Source organism: Achromobacter deleyi (assembly GCF_016127315.1).
GTDB lineage: Bacteria > Pseudomonadota > Gammaproteobacteria > Burkholderiales > Burkholderiaceae_B > Achromobacter > Achromobacter insuavis_A.
On sequence record NZ_CP065997.1, the window covers coordinates 240,397 to 259,476 of the forward strand.

Consider the following 19,080-nt stretch of genomic DNA (forward strand, 5'->3'; position numbering starts at 1 on the left):
CAGGTATGAAAAGGCAAGCACTCCAATTCAGCGAGCCGCTCAAGCAAGCCATCCTGAATGGCTCCAAAGTGCAGACCCGGCGCATCGTCAAGCCTCAGCCCTCCAAGCCGACGACTGCCTGGTACGCCGACGCGGCGGACTCCGGCAAATGGGTCGCCATGGGGCCGGCGCGCGACGGCGCGAGCGAACTGCGCAAGACCTCGCCCTGGGTCAGCTGCCCCTATGGCAAGTCGGGCGAAAGCATCACGCTCGAAGACGAGACCGGCAAGCCGTTCGCCACCGCGGTCGTGGTGGGCGTGCGCATCCAGCGCCTGCAAAAACTGTCTGAAGCCGACGCGCGCGCCGAAGGCACGCAGGCGCTCTATCACGCGTCCGCGCTGCTGCCGGGCGTACCACTGCAAACAGCGTTTGCCCTGACCTGGTGCGAACGCTATGGCGCGCACGCCTGGGCCGCCAATCCGTGGGTCTGGGTGGTCGAATTCCGCTGCCAGCAGCCGGGCGAGGAATAGGGTGCGGCGCCGTGATGGTGACGACCTGTAACCCCCCTGCCTTACTTCACCGCATTCCACCTTATTTCAGTCGATTTCAGCCGAGGGTTTACCAGAGCGGGATTCGCCTGCCGCGCCGCAGCATGCGAGTCTGCAACGCGCCCGCAACCGTTGCGGATTGTCGCTATTGAGGGGCGGTCATTTACCCACGCCGATCCGAAAAGATCGAAAATAGCCTCAACGGAATACTCAACTTTGCTGCATAACGCAGTAGGCAGGTGCAACATGAAAAATTGGCTAATCGCTGGGGCCGGTATCGCCGGCCTGCTGATCTCCAGCGTCGCGTTGGCCCGCGTCGACGTCGGCATCTCGATCGGCGTCCCCGGGGTCGTGTACCCGGCGCCGGTCTATGTGGCACCCGCGCCCGTCTACGTGGCGCCGGCACCCGTCTATGCCCCGCCGCCCCCGGTTTACTACCGCCCGGCGCCCGTCTACGTCGCGCCCCCGGTGGTGTACCCGGCGCCGGTCTACATCCGCGGCGGCGGCTACTGGGGCCACCGTGGCGGCTACTATCGCGGCCCCGGCCCGGGTTATTACCACGGCCGCGGCGGCTGGCACCGCTGATCGATCCGCGCCGGCCCGTGACGCCGGCGCCCTGAAAGACAAAGGCCACTCCTGGGAGTGGCCTTTTTTCTGCGGCGTAATTTCCGGTACGCCGCGGAAAGCAGGTCAGGCCGCGGGGGCCTGAACGGGTTTGCCAGCCGTATCGGCCGGCGCTTGTTGCGACGCCGGGGTGGGCTTGCCTGCGGCCCAACGCGACGATTCCTGAACGAGGTCAATCCAGCGGCGCGGGGCGCTGGAGGCCCGCCACCAGCCATTATGCGGACGCATGCGCAAACTCCGGTTCACCGTTAAAACGAACACCATTGATTTCTTCAAACAACTGCCGACTTTCCTGCTCGGCTTCGTGCAAGTTTGCGAACGGCGCCTGTCCTGGCACGGTCCAGCATTTTTCCGGTGCGGTTCCGCCTACGCGACGGGTCCATATCTGCACGCGAAAGCCCTGCTCGTCTTCCTGAGCCACAGAGCATCTCACACGAAAATCTCCAATCATTCTTGAAGTCATGGACAACTCCTTGTTATATAAGTGAATGATGCGTGTCGAACGCAGGTGTATTGTGCCGCAACTATCCGGCCCTTTTATTGAAAATACACAATTGCTCACATCAAAATCAAGCACTCGTGTCGTCAAGATAATCTCCCGAGACGACAGAATTATGTCTCGATCATAAATAAGGCGGGTTTTCCCGCCATCCGCCGTGTGGCCGACTTGCGCTGACAGCAAGCGGCGTGCCGGACCCGATGACGAAAATAAAAAACGGAGCTCGAGGGCTCCGTTTTTTTTATTACGTGCGCGGTTTCGGCGTCAGGGCTTCAATACCGTCAGGCCTCCCATGTAGGGTTGCAGCGCCTCGGGCACCAGGATGCTGCCGTCGGCCTGCTGGTGGTTTTCCAGCACGGCCACCAGCGCGCGGCCCACGGCCAGGCCGGAGCCGTTCAGCGTGTGCACGTATTCCGGCTTGCCCTGCGCATTGCGGAAACGCGCCTGCATGCGGCGGGCCTGGAAGGTTTCGCAGTTGGACACCGACGAGATCTCGCGCCAGGTGTTCTGCGCCGGCAGCCAGACTTCCAGGTCGTAGGTCTTGGCCGAGCCGAAGCCCATGTCGCCGGTGCACAGCAGCACCACGCGGTACGGCAGCCCCAGCAGTTGCAGGACGCGTTCGGCGTGGCCGACCATGTCTTCCAGCGCCTCGTAGGACTGGTCGGGCTGCGTGATCTGCACCATTTCGACCTTGTCGAACTGGTGCTGGCGGATCATGCCGCGCGTGTCGCGGCCGCCGCTGCCGGCTTCGGAACGGAAGCACGGCGTGTGGGCGGTGAGCTTGAGCGGCAGGTCGGCGGCGGCCTGGATGGTGTCGCGGGCGACGCTGGTGAGCGTGATTTCCGAGGTGGAGATCAGATACTGGTCTTCACGCACGAACGGCTTGCCGTGCTCGTCGACCTTGGGATCGTCGTCGCCGCCACCCTTGGACACGGCGAACATGTCGTCCTTGAACTTGGGCAGCTGGCCAGTGCCATAGAGCGTCGAGGCGTTGACGATGTACGGGGTGTAGCACTCGGTGTAGCCGTGCGTGCCGGTCTGCAGGTCGAGCATGAACTGCGACAGCGCGCGGTGCAGGCGGGCGATCGGACCGCGCATGAACGAGAAGCGCGCGCCCGACAGCTTGGCGGCCATGTCGAAGTCCAGGCCCAGCGGTTCGCCCAGGGCGACGTGGTCGCGCGCCTCGAACGGCAGCGCCGGCGGATTGCCGTCGGCGCCGGCCGCGGCGGGCAGCCAGCGGCGCACTTCGACGTTGTCGTCGGCGGATTCGCCCAGCGGCACGCTGGCGTGCGGCAGGTTCGGCACCGACATGAGCAGCTCGTTGAGCGGCTGCTGCAGGGCGGCCAGCGCTTCTTCCAGCTGCTTCAGGCGCTCGGGCACGGCCTTCGATTCGGCCATGACGGCCATCAAGGCTTCCGAGTCCTCGCCCTTGGCCTTGAGCTGACCGATCTGCTTGGCCAGCGCGTTGCGGCGGGCTTGCAGGGATTCGGTTTCGGTCTGGACCGCCTTGCGGCGAGACTCCAGCTCGTTGAACCGTTCCGTGTCGAAGGACACGCCACGGCTCTTGAGGCGGTCTACGACGGTTTGCAGGTCTTTGCGCAGCAGTATCGGGTCTAGCATGGTGATGTCGGTGAGATTGCGGGAAGCAACGGGCGGCGCCCGTTACCGTTTCTTGGCACGTTCTTGCGCGTCCAGCTCGCGCAGAAATGCCAACTTCTGCTGGATTTTAGCCTCCAGGCCGCGATCGGTCGGCCGATAGAAGGAAGGCTTGAGCCCATCGGGGAAATATTGCTCGCCCGCGGCATAGCCATGCGGCTCGTCGTGGGCATAGCGGTAGGCCTTGCCATGGCCCAATTGTTTCATCAACTTGGTGGGCGCGTTGCGCAGGTGGATCGGCACCGGCGCGCTGCCGTGTTCGGCGGCGAATTTGCGCGCCTGGTTGTAGGCGTTGTAGACGGCGTTGGACTTGGCCGCGCAGGCCATGTAGACCACCGCCTGGGCCAGCGCCAGCTCGCCCTCGGGCGAGCCCAGCCGCTCGTAGATGTCGGCGCCGTTCACGGCCAGGTCGGTGGCGCGCGGGTCGGCCAGGCCGATGTCCTCGACCGCCATGCGCACCAGCCGGCGCGACAGGTACTTGGGATCGGCGCCGCCGTCGATCATGCGGCAGAACCAGTACAGCGCGGCGTCGGGGTTGGAGCCGCGCACCGACTTGTGCAGCGCGCTGATCTGGTCGTAGAAGGCGTCGCCGCCCTTGTCGAAGCGCCGCAGGTTCTGCGACAGCGAGATCTCGAGCCAGGCCGCGTCGACCGTGTCGCGGCCGGCCGCCTGCGCCGATTCGGCCACCACCTCGACCGCGCTGATCAGGCGGCGCGCGTCGCCGTCGGCCCACGCCGCCAGTTGTTCGCGCGCGTCGGCGTCAATCAGGATGCGGGCGCCCTCGTCGTGGCCTTCGTTGAACGCGGTGATGGCGCGGTCGACCAGCTGCTGCAGTTCCTCGGGCGTGAGCGACTGCAGCACGTAGACGCGGGCGCGCGACAGCAGCGCCGAGTTGACCTCGAACGAGGGATTCTCGGTGGTGGCGCCGATGAAGGTGAACAGCCCGCTTTCGACGTAGGGCAGGAACGCGTCCTGCTGCGCCTTGTTGAAGCGGTGCACCTCGTCGACGAACAGGATGGTGCGGCGGCCCTGCCCCTGCGCCACTTGCGCCACGGTGACGGCGTCGCGGATGTCCTTGACGCCGCCCAGGACGGCGGAGATGGCGATGAACTGGGCGTCGAAACCGTCGGCCATGAGCCGCGCCAGCGTGGTCTTGCCCACGCCCGGCGGGCCCCAGAAGATCATGGAGTGCGGACGGCCCGACTCGAACGCCACGCGCAGCGGCTTGTCCGGCCCCAGCAGGTGCGACTGGCCGACCACGTCGGCCAGCGTGCGCGGACGCAGGCGCTCGGCCAGGGGCACGTAGGGCCGATGGGCGGGATCGGCCGCGAAGAGATCGTTGCTCATTGGCAGCAGATGAGGGAATACGGCAAGGAAATCAAGCCAGTATTACAACATGTCCGGCCGCCCTTCGCCCCTGGCGGCCGGGCCGGCGAGCGGCGTGCGGCGCCCCAGCCGGCGGGCCCGCGCGAAACCGCCGCTTCAGGCCAGTTCCGGCGTGGAAAACCGGCGGTTGGCCAACACCGGCAGCACCTTGCGGGCATGCGCCAGGCGCTCGGGATCGATGTCGGCGAACACCAGCGCCGGCGCCTCGCCGGCCTGCGCCGTGACCACGCCCAGCGGATCCACCACCATGCTGCAGCCGATGTTGCGTTCGCCGCACTCGCCGGTGGCGGCGACGTAGCAGGTGTTTTCCAGCGCGCGCGCCGTGACCAGCACTTCCCAGTGCCTTTCCTTCAACGGACCGCGCACCCAGGCCGCCGGCAGCGCCAGCAGGTCGGCGCCGTCCAGCGCCAGGCGGCGCGCCAGTTCGGGGAAACGCACGTCGTAGCAGGTCATCAGGCCGACCTTCAGGCCGCCGATCTCCAGCAGCGGCGGAATGTCGTTGCCGGGCGTGACGTTGGTGGATTCCTTCATGGTGAAGGCGTCGTACAGGTGCAGCTTGCGGTACTGCGACACGATGCGGCCGTCCTGCAGCGTGACCAGCGTGTTCCAGACCCGGCCGTCGCCCGTCGGCACGTGCACGCACATCATGGTGGCCAGCGACGAGCCGCGGCTGGCCTCGAGCAGGCGCGTGATGAAGGGGCCGTCCAGCGGCTGGGCGGCCTTCAGCACGATCTGCGGGTCGGTGATGTCGCGCGCCAGGATGCCCTCGGGCAGCACCAGCAGGCCGGCGCCGCCCTCGCGGGCGCGCGCCATGAGATCGACGCAGACCTGGGCGTTCTCTTCCCAGACGCGGCTGACGGCGAACTGGCCCAAAGCGACTTTCAGCATGACTCTTCCTTGTGTGGGGCGGCAAACAGGCATCGCCGCGGATTTCCTATTGTCGCGCCAATGGCCGCGAGCGGGCAGCGGCCCGTCGGGTCGGCCGGCTGGCGACGGCCGGCGGCCGCCAGGGCAGGCGCCGACTACGGGTAACTCCCAACTGCCGCTTGTAAATTTCTTTCACGATAATGAAAAAAAACTGATTTGCCGTAAATATTTTCCAGACACGAGCGCCCACCATGCCCCAATCCTCGATCACCGCAGCCCCCCTGGACGTCAACGGCAAGGGCCTGGGCGCGTTCCCGGCGTCCTGTACCAACGCCGACGTGGCGGCGCTGAACTGGAACCTGCTGGCCGAGGACGTCAGCCTGCCGGTGGCGGTGCTGTACGAGACCCGCGTGCGCCACAACCTGCAGTGGATGCAGCGCTTCATGGAAGCGTACCGCGTCAAGCTGGCGCCGCACGGCAAGACCACCATGAGCCCGGCGCTGTTCCAGCGCCAGATCGACAACGGCGCCTGGGGCATCACCCTGGCGACCGCGCCGCAGGTGGTGGCGGCCTACCACCACGGCATCCGCCGGGTGCTGATGGCCAACCAGTTGGTCGGCCGCGCCAACATGGCGCTGATCGCCAACCTGCTGCGCGACCCGGCGTTCACCTATTTCTGCATCGTCGATTCGGCCGCCAACGCCGCCCAGCTGGGCCGCTACTTCGGCGAGCAGGGCCTGGTGCTGCCGGTGCTGATCGAACTGGGCCCGACCGGCGGCCGCACCGGCGTGCGCGACGACGCGCAATTGCAGGCCGTGGTCGAGGAAATCGGCCGCTGGCCCGGCCTGGCGCTGGCCGGCATCGAAGTCTACGAAGGCGTGCTGCAGGAGGAAAGCGCCATCCGCGCCTTCCTGCGCCGCGCCACCGACGCGCTGCGCGGCCTGGCGACCGCCGGCCGCCTGCGCAAGAACGGCCCCGCCCTGATCTCCGGCGCCGGTTCGGCCTGGTTCGACGTGGTGGCAGAGGAATTCTCGCAACTGGACATCGGCGCGCCGCTGGAAGTCGTGCTGCGCCCGGGCTGCTACCTGTCGCACGACGTCGGCGTCTACCGCTCGGCCGCCGAGCGCATCAACGCCCACAACCCGGTGGCCCACAAGATGGAGCCGGGCCTGCAGCCCGCGCTGCAGGTCTGGGCCTACGTGCAGTCGCTGCCGGAACCGGGCCGCGCCATCGTCGCCCTGGGCAAGCGCGACGCCGCCTTCGACGCCGGCCTGCCGACGCCGTCGCTGCGCCATCGCCCCGGCCAGGATGCCGCCCCCGGGACCGCGCCGGCGCACTGGAAGCTCACCGCGATGATGGACCAGCATGCCTTCATGCAGATCGACGACGCGGACGACATCCAGGTCGGCGACATGATCGCTTTCGACATCTCCCACCCCTGCCTGACGTTCGACAAGTGGCGCCAGGTGCTGCTGGTGGACGACCAGTACCGCGTCATCGACGTGGCCGACACCTTCTTCTGACCGCCGCACCCGCGCGCCCCGCGCGCGGCTCCCTTGCGATACGAACAAGCCCCACGTCCCGGGGGGGCAAGACAGCACTCGGGCACCCGGCGCCTTTTCCGAATTACGCGACAACCTGTTTTTGACCCTCTGGAGAGAGAATCATGAACTTCCGTACCTCCCGGCGAGGCGGTGGGCTGAAGAGCCTGCTCGCGGCCGGCGCAATTGGCTTGACCGCATTGTCGACCCCCGCCCTCTGTGCCACGCCGGTCAAGGGAGGCACGATTTCCGTCGCCACCATCGGCGAGCCGCCGACGCTCGACCCGATGACCAGCACCGCCGACCTGGTCGGCATCCTGACGCAGCACTTCTTCGAGACGCTGTACACCTTCGACGCCAAGTGGAACCTGACGCCGCTGCTGGCCGACAAGATGCCGGACGTGACGCCGGACGGCCTGGTCTACACCATCGCGCTGCGCCAGGGCATCACCTTCCATGACGGCTCCAAGATGGATTCGTCGGACGTGCTGGCCTCGCTCAAGCGCTGGACCGAGACCGCCACGCGCGGCAAGATGGCCGCCAAGGTCATCGCCAACATCGAAGCGCCCGACGCCAACACCATCCGCATCACGCTCAAGCAGCCCTATGCGCCGCTGACCGCGCTGCTGGCCATGAACAACGCCGCCGCCGTGATCATGCCCAAGGGCAAGATCGCCCCGGTGCTGACCGAGATCGTCGGCACCGGCCCCTACCAGCTCAAGGCGCGCGTGCCGGACCAGTACATCCAGCTGACCCGCTTCGACGGCTACAAGCAGCGCGAAGGCGAGCCCGACGGCTACGGCGGCGCGCGCAAGCAATACCTGGACGAGATCCGCTTCGTGCCGGTCGGCAACGCCAACACCCGCTCCGAAGCCGCCGCCGCGGGCCAGTTCGACTACGTCGACTCGCTGCCGGTGGAAGCGCTGGACAAGCTCAAGGGCGGCCGCTCCGACCCGGTGATGCTCAAGCCCTTCGGCTGGCCGCGCCTGGTGCTCAACACCAAGCAGGGCATCATGTCCAACCTGGCGGTGCGCCAGGCCGTGCAGCTGGCGCTGAACGAAGAGGACATGCTGTACGCCGCCTTCGGCAACAAGGACTTCTACAAGCTCAACGGCGACCTCTATCCGGAAGGCTATCCGTGGGCCACGTCGCTGGGCGGCAAGGTCTACAACAAGGGCGATGCCGCCGCGGCCAAGAAGCTGCTGGACAGCGCCAACGTGGCCGACAAGAAGATCCGCATCCTGACCAGCCAGCAATACGAGTTCCACTACAAGATGGCGCTGGTGGCCGCGGAATACCTGAAGGCCGCCGGTTTCACGGTGGACATGCAGGTGGTGGACTGGGCCACGCTGACACAGCGTCGCCAGGACCCGGCCGTGTGGGACATCTTCATCACCCACAGCGTGTTCCTGCCCGAGCCCGCGCTGATCGACTTCCCGTCCAAGGACGCGCCGGGCTGGTGGGACACGCCGCGCCGCGCGCAGGTGATGGATGCCTTCAACCAGGCCCGCACCCAGGAAGAACGCGTCAAGCGCTGGGCCGACGTGCAGCAGGCCGTGTATGACGAAGTGCCGTTCGTGAAGGTCGGCGACTTCAACGCCCAGGCGGCCCGCTCGCCGTCGCTGCAAGGCGTCAAGCCGGCGCCGTGGCCGTTCTTCTGGAACGCCTGGAAGGCGCCGAAGTAAGCCGCGCCGCGGGGCGGGCCGAACCGGCCTGCCCCGCGGCAACCCCAGCGCCCGAGTCGGCGCGCCGATCTTTAGGATGCCACTGTGTTGCGTTATCTCTTGAACCGGCTGGTCGGGCTGGTGGCCGTGATGTTCATCGTCGCGACCATCGTGTTCGTCATCATCCGCGTCACGCCCGGCAACCCCGCCGCCGTGATGCTCGGCCCCCAGGCCAGCCAGGCCGACATCGCCGCGCTGGAACACCAGCTGGGGCTGGACCGTCCCCTGCCCGTGCAATACGTGTCGTGGCTGGGCAAGCTGGTGCAGGGCGACCTGGGCCAATCCATCTTCATGAACAAGCCGGTGCTGGCGGCGCTGGCCGACCGCGCCGAGCCGACCCTGCTGCTGACGCTGATGTCGCTGTTCATCGCCACGCTCATCGCGCTGCCGGTGGGCATTCTGTCGGCGGTCAAGCGCGGCACCACGCTGGACCAGTCGGTGCTGTCGTTCTCGATGTTCACCTCCAGCGTGCCGAGCTTCTGGCTGGGCCTGCTGCTGATGCAACTGTTCTCGGTCAAGCTGGGCTGGCTGCCGGTGTCGGGCTATGGCGGCCCCGACGCCTCGTTCGCCACGCGCCTGTCGCACCTGGTGCTGCCGGCGGTGGTGCTGGGGCTGGTGAACTCGGCGCTGATCACCCGCTTCATCCGCGCCAGCATGCTGGACGTGCTGCGCGACGACTATGTGCGCACCGCGCGCGCCAAGGGCCTGACGGAAACCCGCGTGATCCTGAAGCACGCCGTGCGCAACGCGCTGATCCCGATCCTGACGGTGCTGGGCCTGACCACCGCCCTGCTGATCAGCGGCGCCGTGGTGACCGAGACCGTTTTCGGCCTGCCTGGCGTGGGCAGCCTGGTGGTGTCGGCCGTGCTGCGCCGCGACTATCCCGTCATCCAGGGTGCGCTGCTCATCATCGCGGCCATCTACGTGCTGATCAATCTGTTCATCGACCTGCTGTACCTGCTGGTCGATCCGCGCGTCCGATATTGATGATGAACCCACCCCCGACGCGCCTTCGGCGCCTCCCCCTCAAGGGGGCGCCACGGGCGGCCCGGCAAAGCCGGCTCCGCGGTGGCCCCGCCTGGAAGTGTTGCGAACGAAAAGACCGAAATGACAAATCAGACTACAGTTAACGCCGGCACCGACCGCTGGCAGGTGTTGCGCCTGCTGGTGGCCCGCAAGACCGTGCTGATCAGCCTGATCGTGCTGGTCGTGCTGGTGGCCGCGGCGCTGCTGGCGCCGTGGGTCAGCCCCTACGACCCGTTCAAGCTCTCCATCATGAATCGGCTCAAGGCGCCCGGCGCCGTGCACTGGTTCGGCACCGACGACTTCGGCCGCGACGTGTTCAGCCGCGTCATCTACGGCGGCCGGCTGTCGCTGATGGTGGGCTTCTCGGTGGTGATCCTGTCCAGCGTGCTGGGCATCGCGCTGGGGCTGATCGCCGGGTTCTTCCGCTCGGCCGACAAGTTCGTGTCGCGCCTGATCGACGCCATGATGGCCTTTCCCGACATCCTGCTGGCGATCTCGCTGGTGGCCGCGCTGGGCCCGTCGCTGGTGAACGTGGTGATCGCGCTGGGCATCGTCTACACGCCGCGCCTGGCCCGCATCGTGCGCGCCTCGACCCTGGTGATCCGCGAACTGCCGTTCGTCGAGGCCGCCCGCGCGCTGGGCGTGTCGACCTGGCGCATCGTCACCGTGCACGTGCTGCGCAACCTGCTGTCGCCGATCCTGGTGCAAGGCACGTTCATCTTCGCCTACGCGATCCTGGCCGAAGCCGGCCTGTCGTTCCTGGGCGTGGGCGTCTCGCCCGACATTCCCACCTGGGGCACCATGATCAACGCCGGCCAGCAGTACATGGGCTCGGCCGACTGGATCATGATCTTCCCCGGCATCGCCATCGTCCTGTCGGTGCTGTCGCTGCAACTGGTCGGCGACGGCCTGCGCGACGTGCTCGATCCGCGCCTGCGCAAGGAGCTGTAATCATGACCGCAAGCACCCGAGACATCGTGCTGTCGGTGGAAGGCCTGAAGACCTGGTTCCACAGCCGCGACGGCATCGCCAAATCGGTGGACGGCGTCACCTTCGACCTGGCCCGCGGCGAGACGCTGGCCATCGTCGGCGAATCCGGCTCCGGCAAATCGGTCACCAGCCTGTCCATCATGGGCCTGCTGCCCAAGCCGGCCGGCCGCATCGAGGCGGGCAAGATCCGCTTCCGCGACCGCCGCGGGCAGGAACACGACCTGGCCCACGCCTCGCCCGCCACGCTGCGCCGCATCCGCGGCGCCGAGATCGCCATGATCTTCCAGGAGCCGATGACCAGCCTGAACCCGCTGTACACGGTGGGCGACCAGATCGCCGAAGCCGTGCTGCAGCATGAAGGCGGCTCGCACGCGGCGGCCATGAAGCGCGCCCGCGACATGCTCGACCGCGTCGAGATCCCCGCGGCCGACCGGCGCGTCAACGAATACCCGCACCAGATGTCCGGCGGCATGCGCCAGCGCGTCATGATCGCCCTGGCGCTGGCCTGCAACCCGGCGGTGCTGATCGCCGACGAACCCACCACCGCACTGGACGTGACGGTGCAGGCCCAGATCCTGGACCTGCTGCGCCGGCTGCAGGCCGAGATGAACATGAGCATCCTGTTCATCACCCACAACCTGGGCGTGGTGGCCGAGATCGCGCATCGCGTCGCCGTGATGTACGCCGGCCGCGTGGTCGAGGACGCCGGCGTCTACGACCTGTTCGAGAAACCCACCCATCCGTACACCCGCGGCCTGCTGTCCTGTCTGCCGACCGCCGCGCTGCTGGCCTCGGGCGAGCGCCTGCGCGCCATCCCGGGCAACGTGCCGAGCGTGCTGTCGCTGCCCGCCGGCTGCACCTTCGCGCCGCGCTGCGCGCTGGCCGACGACGCGTGCCGCCGCGACGTGCCCGAACTGGTGGCGGTGCAGGACCAGCACCGCGCCCGCTGCATCAAGGTGACCCCGCTATGACCGCAAGCCCCCAACCCGCGCGCGCCGCCGAACCGCTGGTGCGCATCGAGGACCTGAAGGTCCACTTCCCCACCTCGCAGGCGCGCAACGCGCCGGTGGTGCGGGCGGTCGACGGCGTCAGCTTCGACGTGCCGCGCAACACCATCGTCGGCCTGGTGGGCGAGTCCGGCTCGGGCAAGACCACCACCGGCCGCGCCCTGCTGCGCCTGTTCGCGCCCACCGCCGGCCGCCTGCTGTTCGACGGCCAGGACCTGACCAAGCTCAACGAACAGCAGATGCTGCCGTGGCGCCGCCGCATGCAGATCGTGTTCCAGGATCCCTACGCCAGCCTCAACCCGCGCATGACGGTGGCCGAGATCCTGGGCGAGGCGCTCGACACCCATAAACTCGCGCAGCACCGCCGCGAGGCCCGCATCGGCGAACTGCTCGAGCGCGTCGGCCTGAACGCCGACCACAGCCGCCGCTATCCGCACGAATTCTCCGGCGGCCAGCGCCAGCGCATCGGCATCGCCCGCGCCCTGGCGGTGGAGCCGGACTTCATCGTGGCCGACGAACCGGTGTCGGCGCTGGACGTGTCGGTGCAGGCGCAGGTGCTGAACCTGCTGCAGGACCTGCAGCGCGACCTGGGCCTGACCATGCTGTTCGTGGCGCACGACCTGGCCGTGGTCGACTACCTGTGCGACGAAGTGGTGGTGATGTACCTGGGCCGCGTCATGGAACGCGGCCCGACCAGCGAGGTCTACGCGCGGCCGCGCCATCCGTACACCCGCGCGCTGCTGTCGGCCGCGCCGGTGCCGGATCCGCGCGCGCCGCGTTCGCGTATCCTGCTCAAGGGCGACATCCCCAGCCCGGTCAACCCGCCGTCGGGCTGCGTCTTCCGCACCCGCTGCCCGCACGCCATCGAGGCCTGCGCCTCGACCGAGGCGCGCGACGTCAACGTCGGGCCGGGCCACTTCGCCGCCTGTTCGCGCCTCGGCGATCCCGAACTGGCCGCGTAGCGCCTCGCCCGCATTGACCCAGGAACACCACATGAACATCATCCGCGACATCGTCTTCCAGATACGCAGCCGCCGGGACGACCTGAGCGTGACCGAGCGCAAGGTCGCCGACGCCATCCTGGACAACATCATCTGGAGCGCCAGCGCCACCGTGGACCAGCTGGCGGCCAAGGCCGGCGTCAGCATCGCCACCATCTCGCGCTTTGCCCGCACCGTGGGCTGCGACGACACCCGCGACCTGAAGATGAAGCTGGCCCAGGCCAGCACGGTGGGCAGCCGCTTCCTGGACCAGAGCACGCCGGCCGAGGAAAGCACGTTCTACGCGCGCATCTACGCCGACATCGAAAGCACCCTGCGCGCCCACCTGCCGACCTTCACCGAGCCGCTTTTTGAAGCGGCCGCCGGCATCGTCGACGGCGCCCGCATGGTCTACGTGTTCGGCATGGGCGGCGCGTCCGCCGTGCTGGCGCAGGAAGTGCAGTCGCGCCTGGTGCGCCTGGGCTACCCGATCGCGGTCTACAGCGACGCCGTGCTGCTGCGCATGGTGGCCGCCACGCTCGACGAGCGCGACGCGGTGGTGATCCTGTCGGCCTCCGGCCTGACGCCGGAAATCGTCGGCGCGGCCCGCATCGTCAAGCAGTACCGCGCCCGCATCGTCGCGGTCACCGACGCGACCTCGGAACTGGCCAAGCTGGCCGACGTGGTGCTGCCGATCCGCACCGACGAGACCGACTTCATCTACAAGCCCTCGGCCTCGCGCTACGCCATGATGCTGGCGATCGACCTGCTGTCGACCGAGCTGGCGATGCTGAACCAAGAAGAGAACCGCGAACGCCTGCGCCGCATCAAGCTGGCGCTGGACGAACACCGCGGCGGCCCCAACCGGCTGCCGCTGGGCGACTGAACCTGGAAACCAAGATGTACGACACCCTCATCGGCAATGTCCGCGTGCTCGACGGCTCCGGCGGCGCCGAATACACCGCCGACGTCGCGCTGTCCGGCGGCCGCATCGCGGCCATCGGCGACCTGTCCGGCCAGCCGGCGGGACAGATCATCAATGGCGCCGGCCTGGCGCTCGCGCCCGGCTTCATCGACGTCCACACCCACGACGACACCAACGTCATCCGCACGCCCGGCATGCTGCCCAAGCTGTCGCAGGGCGTGACCACGGTGGTGGTGGGCAACTGCGGCATCAGCGCCTCGCCGGTCTCGCTGCGCGGCGAACCGCCCGACCCGATGAACCTGCTGGGCCGGCGCGACGACTTCGCCTACCCGACCTTCGCCGATTACACCCGCGCCATCGAGGCCGCGCACCCCGCCGTCAACGTCGCCGCGCTGGTCGGCCACACCGCCCTGCGCAACAACCACATGGACCGCCTCGACCGCAGCGCCACGCGCGACGAAGTGATGGCCATGCGCGAGCAACTGCGCGAAGCCCTGGCCCACGGCGCCATCGGCCTGAGCACCGGCCTGGCCTACGGCTCGGCGATCGAGGCCGACACCGCCGAGGTCAAGCTGCTGGCCGAAGTCCTGGACGAATTCGGCGCGCTCTACACCACCCACCTGCGCTCGGAATTCGCCGCCATCCTGGAAGCCATGCAGGAAGCCTTCGACATCGCCCTGCACGCCCGCGTGCCGGTGGTGGTGTCGCACCTGAAGTGCGCCGGCGCCGGCAACTGGGGCCGCACCAAGGAAGTGCTGTTCAAGCTGGAGAACGCCGGCCGCATGCAGCACGTGGGCTGCGACTGCTACCCGTACTCGGCCAGCTCGTCCACCCTCGACCTCAAGCAGGTCACCGACGAATTCGACATCGACATCACCTGGTCGGTGCCGCACCCCGAACAGGCCCGCCGCAAACTGTCCGCCATCGCCGCCGACTGGAACGTGACGCTGCTCGACGCCGCCAGGCGCCTGCAACCGGCCGGCGCGGTCTATCACAACATGCACGAGGACGACGTGCGCCGCGTGCTGTCGAACCGGCTCACCATGGTCGGCTCCGACGGCCTGCCCAACGACCCCATGCCGCATCCGCGCCTGTGGGGCGCCTTCCCGCGCGTGCTCGGCCACTACAGCCGCGACGTCGGCCTGTTCCCGCTGCCCGAAGCCGTCCACAAGATGACCGGCCTGTCCGCCGCCCGCTTCGGCCTGGCCGAACGCGGCCTGGTGCGCGAAGGCTTCCACGCCGACCTGGTGCTGTTCGACCCCGCCACCATCATCGACCGCGCCACCTTCGCCGCCCCCGTCCAGACCGCCGCCGGCATCGAGGCCGTCTGGGTCAACGGCGTCCTGTCCTACCGCCACGGCCAACCCACCGGCGACCGCGCCGGCCGCTGGCTGCCCCGCAACGGCGACCTGCGCGCCAGCTTCGCCGCCTCAACCCCCGCCCCCCAGGAGCCCTGACATGAGCAGCACCACCCCCACCGCCGACAACAACGGCATCACCCGCTACGGCGTCGCCGGCGGCACCGGCCAAGGCGGCTCCCACATGCCCTTCGCCCGCGCCGTCGCCGCCGACGGCTGGCTCTACGTCTCGGGCCAGGTCCCCATGGAAAACGGCGAAGTCATCGAAGGCGGCACCGTCGCCCAATCCCACAAGGCCATCCAGCAGGTCCTCGCCATCCTCAAGGAAGCCGGCTACGGCCCCGAACACGTCGTCCGCTGCGGCGTCTGGCTCGACGACGCCCGCGACTTCCCCTCGTTCAACAAGGTCTTCAAGGAATACTTCGGCGCAAATCCCCCCGCCCGCGCCTGCGTGCAGTCGCCGCTGATGGTGGATGCAAAGGTAGAAATCGACTGTGTAGCGTATAAGCGCCCGTAATTCGCAACGGGCCCCCACGCACCATCAAATCGTCAGGCGAAAAAAAAGCGGTTCCAGCGAACCGCTTCATCAGCGCGCAGCGCCCCCCCGCCCCGACGCAAGACACCACGTATGCAAAAAACGGCCGCCCGCGCGGCCTTTTTTTGCGGGCAACGCAAACCTCTCACATGCCCCCTAGGCCTAGCAGCGCCGCACATCTCGAAACCGGTAGCCCGGCGCGGGGCGCGCAGGCGGTGAGCGCGCCGTCGATGCGCCCGACGGAATCCGAAGGCAGCCGCCGCAGGCGGCAACGAGGATGAGGATGGGGGAGTCCGGAGCGAACGCTCCGGACCGCAATCGTTGGCGCGCTCACCGCCTGCGCGCCCCGTGCCGGGCGGCCTACGAAGCAAGCCCCGCCCAACTACATCTTGACAACATCCACGCCCTTGGGCGCCACAAACCGAAACTCCCCCTCCCCCAGCTTGGGATTGGGAACGATCCCCGAAAGATCCACCCGCGTCGTCTGCCCAAAAGAATCGAGCAACTCCACCCGCACCGGCAGATTGTCCTTCATCCCGATATCCACCCGGGAGAACCCCGCATCCGCCGTCCGCGGCTTCGCCCGCAGCCAGTCGATGCCATCCTTGGAAGGCAACGCCGACACATCGAACGACTGCTCCAGCGACCCCGACCCGAACAGGATCGCCGCTGGCGACGTCCCGATGGCGGCATCCACCTTGCGCTCGGTCACCTGCGCCAGGTCCGGATCGAACTGGAACACCTGCCGCCCATCGGAGATCACCAGCTGTTCATAAGGCTTCTGCACCGCCCACTTGAACTTGCCCGGCCGCTGGAACGAAAACACGCCCGTCTGCGCCGGCTGCGTGCGCCCCTGCGGATTCACGGTGTACTGCGAAAACGACCCCGTCGCCGCCGTCACAGTGTTCACGAACGCGCGCAACTGCTCCTGCGCCGTGGCGGCCATGGCCGAAGCCGGCGCCAACGCGGGGGCCACGCAAAATGCCAGGGCGGCGGCCAGGCCGCGAAACGTCTTCATCATGCTTCCTCTCGAGCGGCGGCGGGCACCAGGATCTCCCGGTTGCCATTGGACTGCATCGCCGAAACGATACCCGATTGCTCCATCTGTTCCAGTAACCGCGCCGCACGGTTGTAACCAATGCGCAGGTGGCGCTGCACCAGCGAGATCGAGGCGCGGCGATGCTTGAGCACCACCTCGCAGGCCTGGTCGTACATCGGGTCCGACTCGGCGTCGCCGCCGATGCCGGTGACGCTGCTGGCGCCTTCGCCGCTGTCGCCATCCAGGCCGCCTTCCAGCAGGCCTTCGATGTAGTTCGGCTCGCCCTGCGCCTTCAGGCTTTCGACCACGCGGTGGACCTCATCGTCGCCCACGAAGGCGCCGTGCACGCGCACCGGCAAGCCGGTGCCCGGCGGCATGTAGAGCATGTCGCCCTGGCCCAGCAGGGTCTCCGCGCCCATCTGGTCGAGGATGGTGCGCGAGTCGATCTTGGACGACACCTGGAACGCGATGCGGGTCGGGATGTTGGCCTTGATCAGGCCGGTGATGACGTCGACGCTGGGACGCTGCGTCGCCAGGATCAGGTGGATGCCGGCCGCGCGCGCCTTCTGCGCCAGGCGGGCAATCAGCTCTTCGATCTTCTTGCCCACCACCATCATCAGGTCGGCCAGCTCGTCGATCACCACCACGATGGTCGGCAGCGGCGCCAGGGGCTCGGGCTGGTCGGGCGTCAGCGAGAACGGATTCGGGATCGGTTCCTCGCGCTTGATGGCGTCGCGGATCTTGGTGTTGTAGCCGGCCAGGTTGCGCACGCCCATCTTGCTCATCAAGCGGTAGCGCTTCTCCATTTCGCCCACGCACCAGTTCAGCGCGTTGGCGGCATGGCGCATGTCCGTGACCACCGGCGCCAGCAGGTGCGGAATGCCTTCGTAGACGCTCATTTCGAGCATCTTCGGGTCGATCAGGATCAGGCGGGTGTGCGAGGCGTCGGCCTTGTACAGCAGCGACAGGATCATGGCGTTGATCCCGACCGACTTGCCCGACCCGGTGGTGCCCGCCACCAGCAGGTGCGGCATCTTGGCCAGGTCGGCCACCACCGGGTTGCCGGCGATGTCCTTGCCCAGCGCCATGGTCACCACCGAATGGCTGGCGTGATAGGTCTGCGACCCCAGGATCTCGGACAGCTTGACCATCTGGCGGCGCGGGTTGGGCAGTTCCAGGCCCATCAGGTTCTTGCCCGGAATGGTTTCCACCACCCGGATGCTGACCAGGCTGAGCGCGCGCGCCAGGTCCTTGGCCAGGTTGACGATCTGGCTGCCCTTGACGCCGGTGGCCGGCTCGATTTCGTAACGCGTGATGACCGGGCCGGCCTGCGCCGCCACCACGGTGACGGACACGCCGAAGTCGGCCAGCTTCTTTTCGATCAGGCGCGAGGTGAATTCGATGGTCTCGGCCGACACGGTTTCCTGGTTGGCCACCGGCGGATCCAGCAGGCTGATGGCCGGCAGGTCGCCCTCGCCGCCCGGCGGCGGCGCGAAGAACAGCGATTGCTGCTTTTCCTTTTCGACGCGTTCGGACTTGGGCACCACGGTGATCGCCGGCTCGATGCGCACCGGCTGTTCGTGCACCAGCTTTTCCTGCTTGGCCACCACCTGCTCGGTGCGCACGGCCTTGGCCACTTCGCCGACCTTGCGGTCTTCGCGCGCGGCGTAGGAATTGCGCATGCGGCGCACCAGGCCTTCGAGCCAGGAGCCAACGCGCTCGGCCACGGTCAGCCACGAAAACGAGAAAAACAGGCTCAGGCCGATCGCCAGCATCACCAGGAAGGCCAGCGTGCTGCCGGTGAAACCGATGCTGCGGCCCATCAGGTCGGCCAGGGTGTGGCCGATGACGCCGCCGGCGCCGCTGGCGCTTTCCGAGGCGCCCGGCAGGTGGGTGCCGCGGCTGGCCAGGCGCAGGGCTTCCATGCCCAGCGAGCCGATCAGCAGCAGGAAGAAGCCGATGCCCTCTTCCCAGTGGACGCGCGGCAGCACCTCCGGTTGCTTACCATTGGTAACGCGAAGATGGCTGGCAAGGCGGCGGTAACCCGCCCGCACCCGGTGCAGCAGCAGGATGACCCACCACCAGGCGGAAAAACCGAACAGGTACAGCAGGATGTCCGCCAGATAGGCGCCGAGGGTTCCGCCCCTATTATGGATGGTCCCGGCGGGGACGGAATGGGACCAGCCCGGGTCGGCGGCGCTCCAGGTGGCCAGCACCAGGGTGAGCCAGGCGGCCAGGGCGGCGAAGAGGATCCAGCGGGCCTCGCGCAGCAACGCGGAAATACGCGTCTGCAGCGGCGAGGGCCCGTTGCGGGTGTTGCGCGAAGCGCGCGGAGAAGCAGTCGAGATACGCGGCATGCGGCTCATTATAATTGGGCGTTAACCTAAAGATACCCG

17 protein-coding genes are annotated in these 19,080 nt (G+C 67.8%); 11 read left to right on the forward strand and 6 right to left on the reverse strand.

All coding sequences use genetic code 11. The annotated features are described in order from the left end of the window. Nucleotides 1-5 precede the first annotated feature (5 nt). Both I6I07_RS00950 and I6I07_RS00955 read left to right on the forward strand, forming a co-directional pair. Entirely contained in the window at nt 6-509 is a 504-nt protein-coding gene (locus I6I07_RS00950) for an ASCH domain-containing protein (RefSeq protein WP_198485397.1), read from the forward strand. 264 nt (nt 510-773) lie between these two features. Continuing rightward, nucleotides 774-1,112 (forward strand): virulence factor, encoded by a 339-nt coding sequence (locus tag I6I07_RS00955; protein ID WP_198485398.1) that lies wholly within the window; start codon nt 774-776, stop codon nt 1,110-1,112. 253 nt (nt 1,113-1,365) lie between these two features. Here I6I07_RS00955 and I6I07_RS00960 read toward each other — a convergent pair whose 3' ends face one another. The 4 genes from I6I07_RS00960 to I6I07_RS00975 form a co-directional block, all read right to left on the reverse strand. Then, a complete protein-coding gene (locus I6I07_RS00960; RefSeq protein ID WP_198487395.1) occupies nt 1,366-1,614 on the reverse strand; it encodes a hypothetical protein in 249 nt (82 codons plus the stop codon). 300 nt (nt 1,615-1,914) lie between these two features. Beyond that, nucleotides 1,915-3,270, reverse strand: a complete 1,356-nt coding sequence (gene serS, locus I6I07_RS00965; protein WP_198485399.1) for a serine--tRNA ligase — start codon at nt 3,268-3,270, stop codon at nt 1,915-1,917. Nucleotides 3,271-3,312: 42 nt separating this feature from the next. Next, nucleotides 3,313-4,653 (reverse strand): replication-associated recombination protein A, encoded by a 1,341-nt coding sequence (locus tag I6I07_RS00970; protein ID WP_061072278.1) that lies wholly within the window; start codon nt 4,651-4,653, stop codon nt 3,313-3,315. A gap of 135 nt (nt 4,654-4,788) precedes the next feature. Next, nucleotides 4,789-5,580 (reverse strand): deaminated glutathione amidase, encoded by a 792-nt coding sequence (locus I6I07_RS00975; protein ID WP_081105068.1) that lies wholly within the window; start codon nt 5,578-5,580, stop codon nt 4,789-4,791. Between the two features lie 230 nt (nt 5,581-5,810). Between I6I07_RS00975 and I6I07_RS00980 the strand changes: the two genes are divergently transcribed. From I6I07_RS00980 to I6I07_RS01020, 9 genes are all read left to right on the forward strand, one after another. Next, nucleotides 5,811-7,082: an amino acid deaminase gene (locus I6I07_RS00980; protein WP_198485400.1), complete on the forward strand. Its 1,272-nt coding sequence runs from the start codon at nt 5,811-5,813 to the stop codon at nt 7,080-7,082. Between the two features lie 143 nt (nt 7,083-7,225). After that, nucleotides 7,226-8,785, forward strand: a complete 1,560-nt coding sequence (locus I6I07_RS00985) for an ABC transporter substrate-binding protein (protein WP_198485401.1) — start codon at nt 7,226-7,228, stop codon at nt 8,783-8,785. A gap of 84 nt (nt 8,786-8,869) precedes the next feature. Next, nucleotides 8,870-9,811 carry an ABC transporter permease gene (locus tag I6I07_RS00990; protein WP_006393261.1) on the forward strand — a complete coding sequence of 314 codons (942 nt, stop codon included), beginning with the start codon at nt 8,870-8,872 and terminating at the stop codon, nt 9,809-9,811. A gap of 120 nt (nt 9,812-9,931) precedes the next feature. Then, nucleotides 9,932-10,801: an ABC transporter permease gene (locus I6I07_RS00995; protein WP_198485402.1), complete on the forward strand. Its 870-nt coding sequence runs from the start codon at nt 9,932-9,934 to the stop codon at nt 10,799-10,801. Between the two features lie 2 nt (nt 10,802-10,803). Continuing rightward, nucleotides 10,804-11,811 (forward strand): ABC transporter ATP-binding protein, encoded by a 1,008-nt coding sequence (locus I6I07_RS01000; protein ID WP_006393259.1) that lies wholly within the window; start codon nt 10,804-10,806, stop codon nt 11,809-11,811. Further along, nucleotides 11,808-12,809: an ABC transporter ATP-binding protein gene (locus I6I07_RS01005; protein ID WP_198485403.1), complete on the forward strand. Its 1,002-nt coding sequence runs from the start codon at nt 11,808-11,810 to the stop codon at nt 12,807-12,809. Before I6I07_RS01000 ends, I6I07_RS01005 begins: the two co-directional genes overlap by 4 nt. A gap of 31 nt (nt 12,810-12,840) precedes the next feature. Next, nucleotides 12,841-13,713: a MurR/RpiR family transcriptional regulator gene (locus I6I07_RS01010; RefSeq protein WP_006393257.1), complete on the forward strand. Its 873-nt coding sequence runs from the start codon at nt 12,841-12,843 to the stop codon at nt 13,711-13,713. 14 nt (nt 13,714-13,727) lie between these two features. Next, nucleotides 13,728-15,209, forward strand: a complete 1,482-nt coding sequence (locus tag I6I07_RS01015) for an N-acyl-D-amino-acid deacylase family protein (RefSeq protein ID WP_198485404.1) — start codon at nt 13,728-13,730, stop codon at nt 15,207-15,209. Nucleotide 15,210: 1 nt separating this feature from the next. After that, on the forward strand, nt 15,211-15,627 hold the full coding sequence (locus I6I07_RS01020; RefSeq protein WP_198485405.1) for a RidA family protein: 417 nt from the start codon (nt 15,211-15,213) through the stop codon (nt 15,625-15,627). A gap of 400 nt (nt 15,628-16,027) precedes the next feature. Here the strand turns inward: I6I07_RS01020 and lolA are convergent, their stop codons facing one another. Together lolA and I6I07_RS01030 are read right to left on the reverse strand one after the other, a co-directional pair. Then, nucleotides 16,028-16,663: an outer membrane lipoprotein chaperone LolA gene (gene lolA / locus I6I07_RS01025; protein WP_198487396.1), complete on the reverse strand. Its 636-nt coding sequence runs from the start codon at nt 16,661-16,663 to the stop codon at nt 16,028-16,030. Then, the gene (locus I6I07_RS01030) at nt 16,663-19,041 is read right to left on the reverse strand and encodes a DNA translocase FtsK (protein WP_006393253.1); all 2,379 of its coding nucleotides are present in this window, start codon (nt 19,039-19,041) and stop codon (nt 16,663-16,665) included. The genes lolA and I6I07_RS01030 overlap by 1 nt, the downstream gene beginning before the upstream one ends. Nucleotides 19,042-19,080 lie beyond the last annotated feature (39 nt).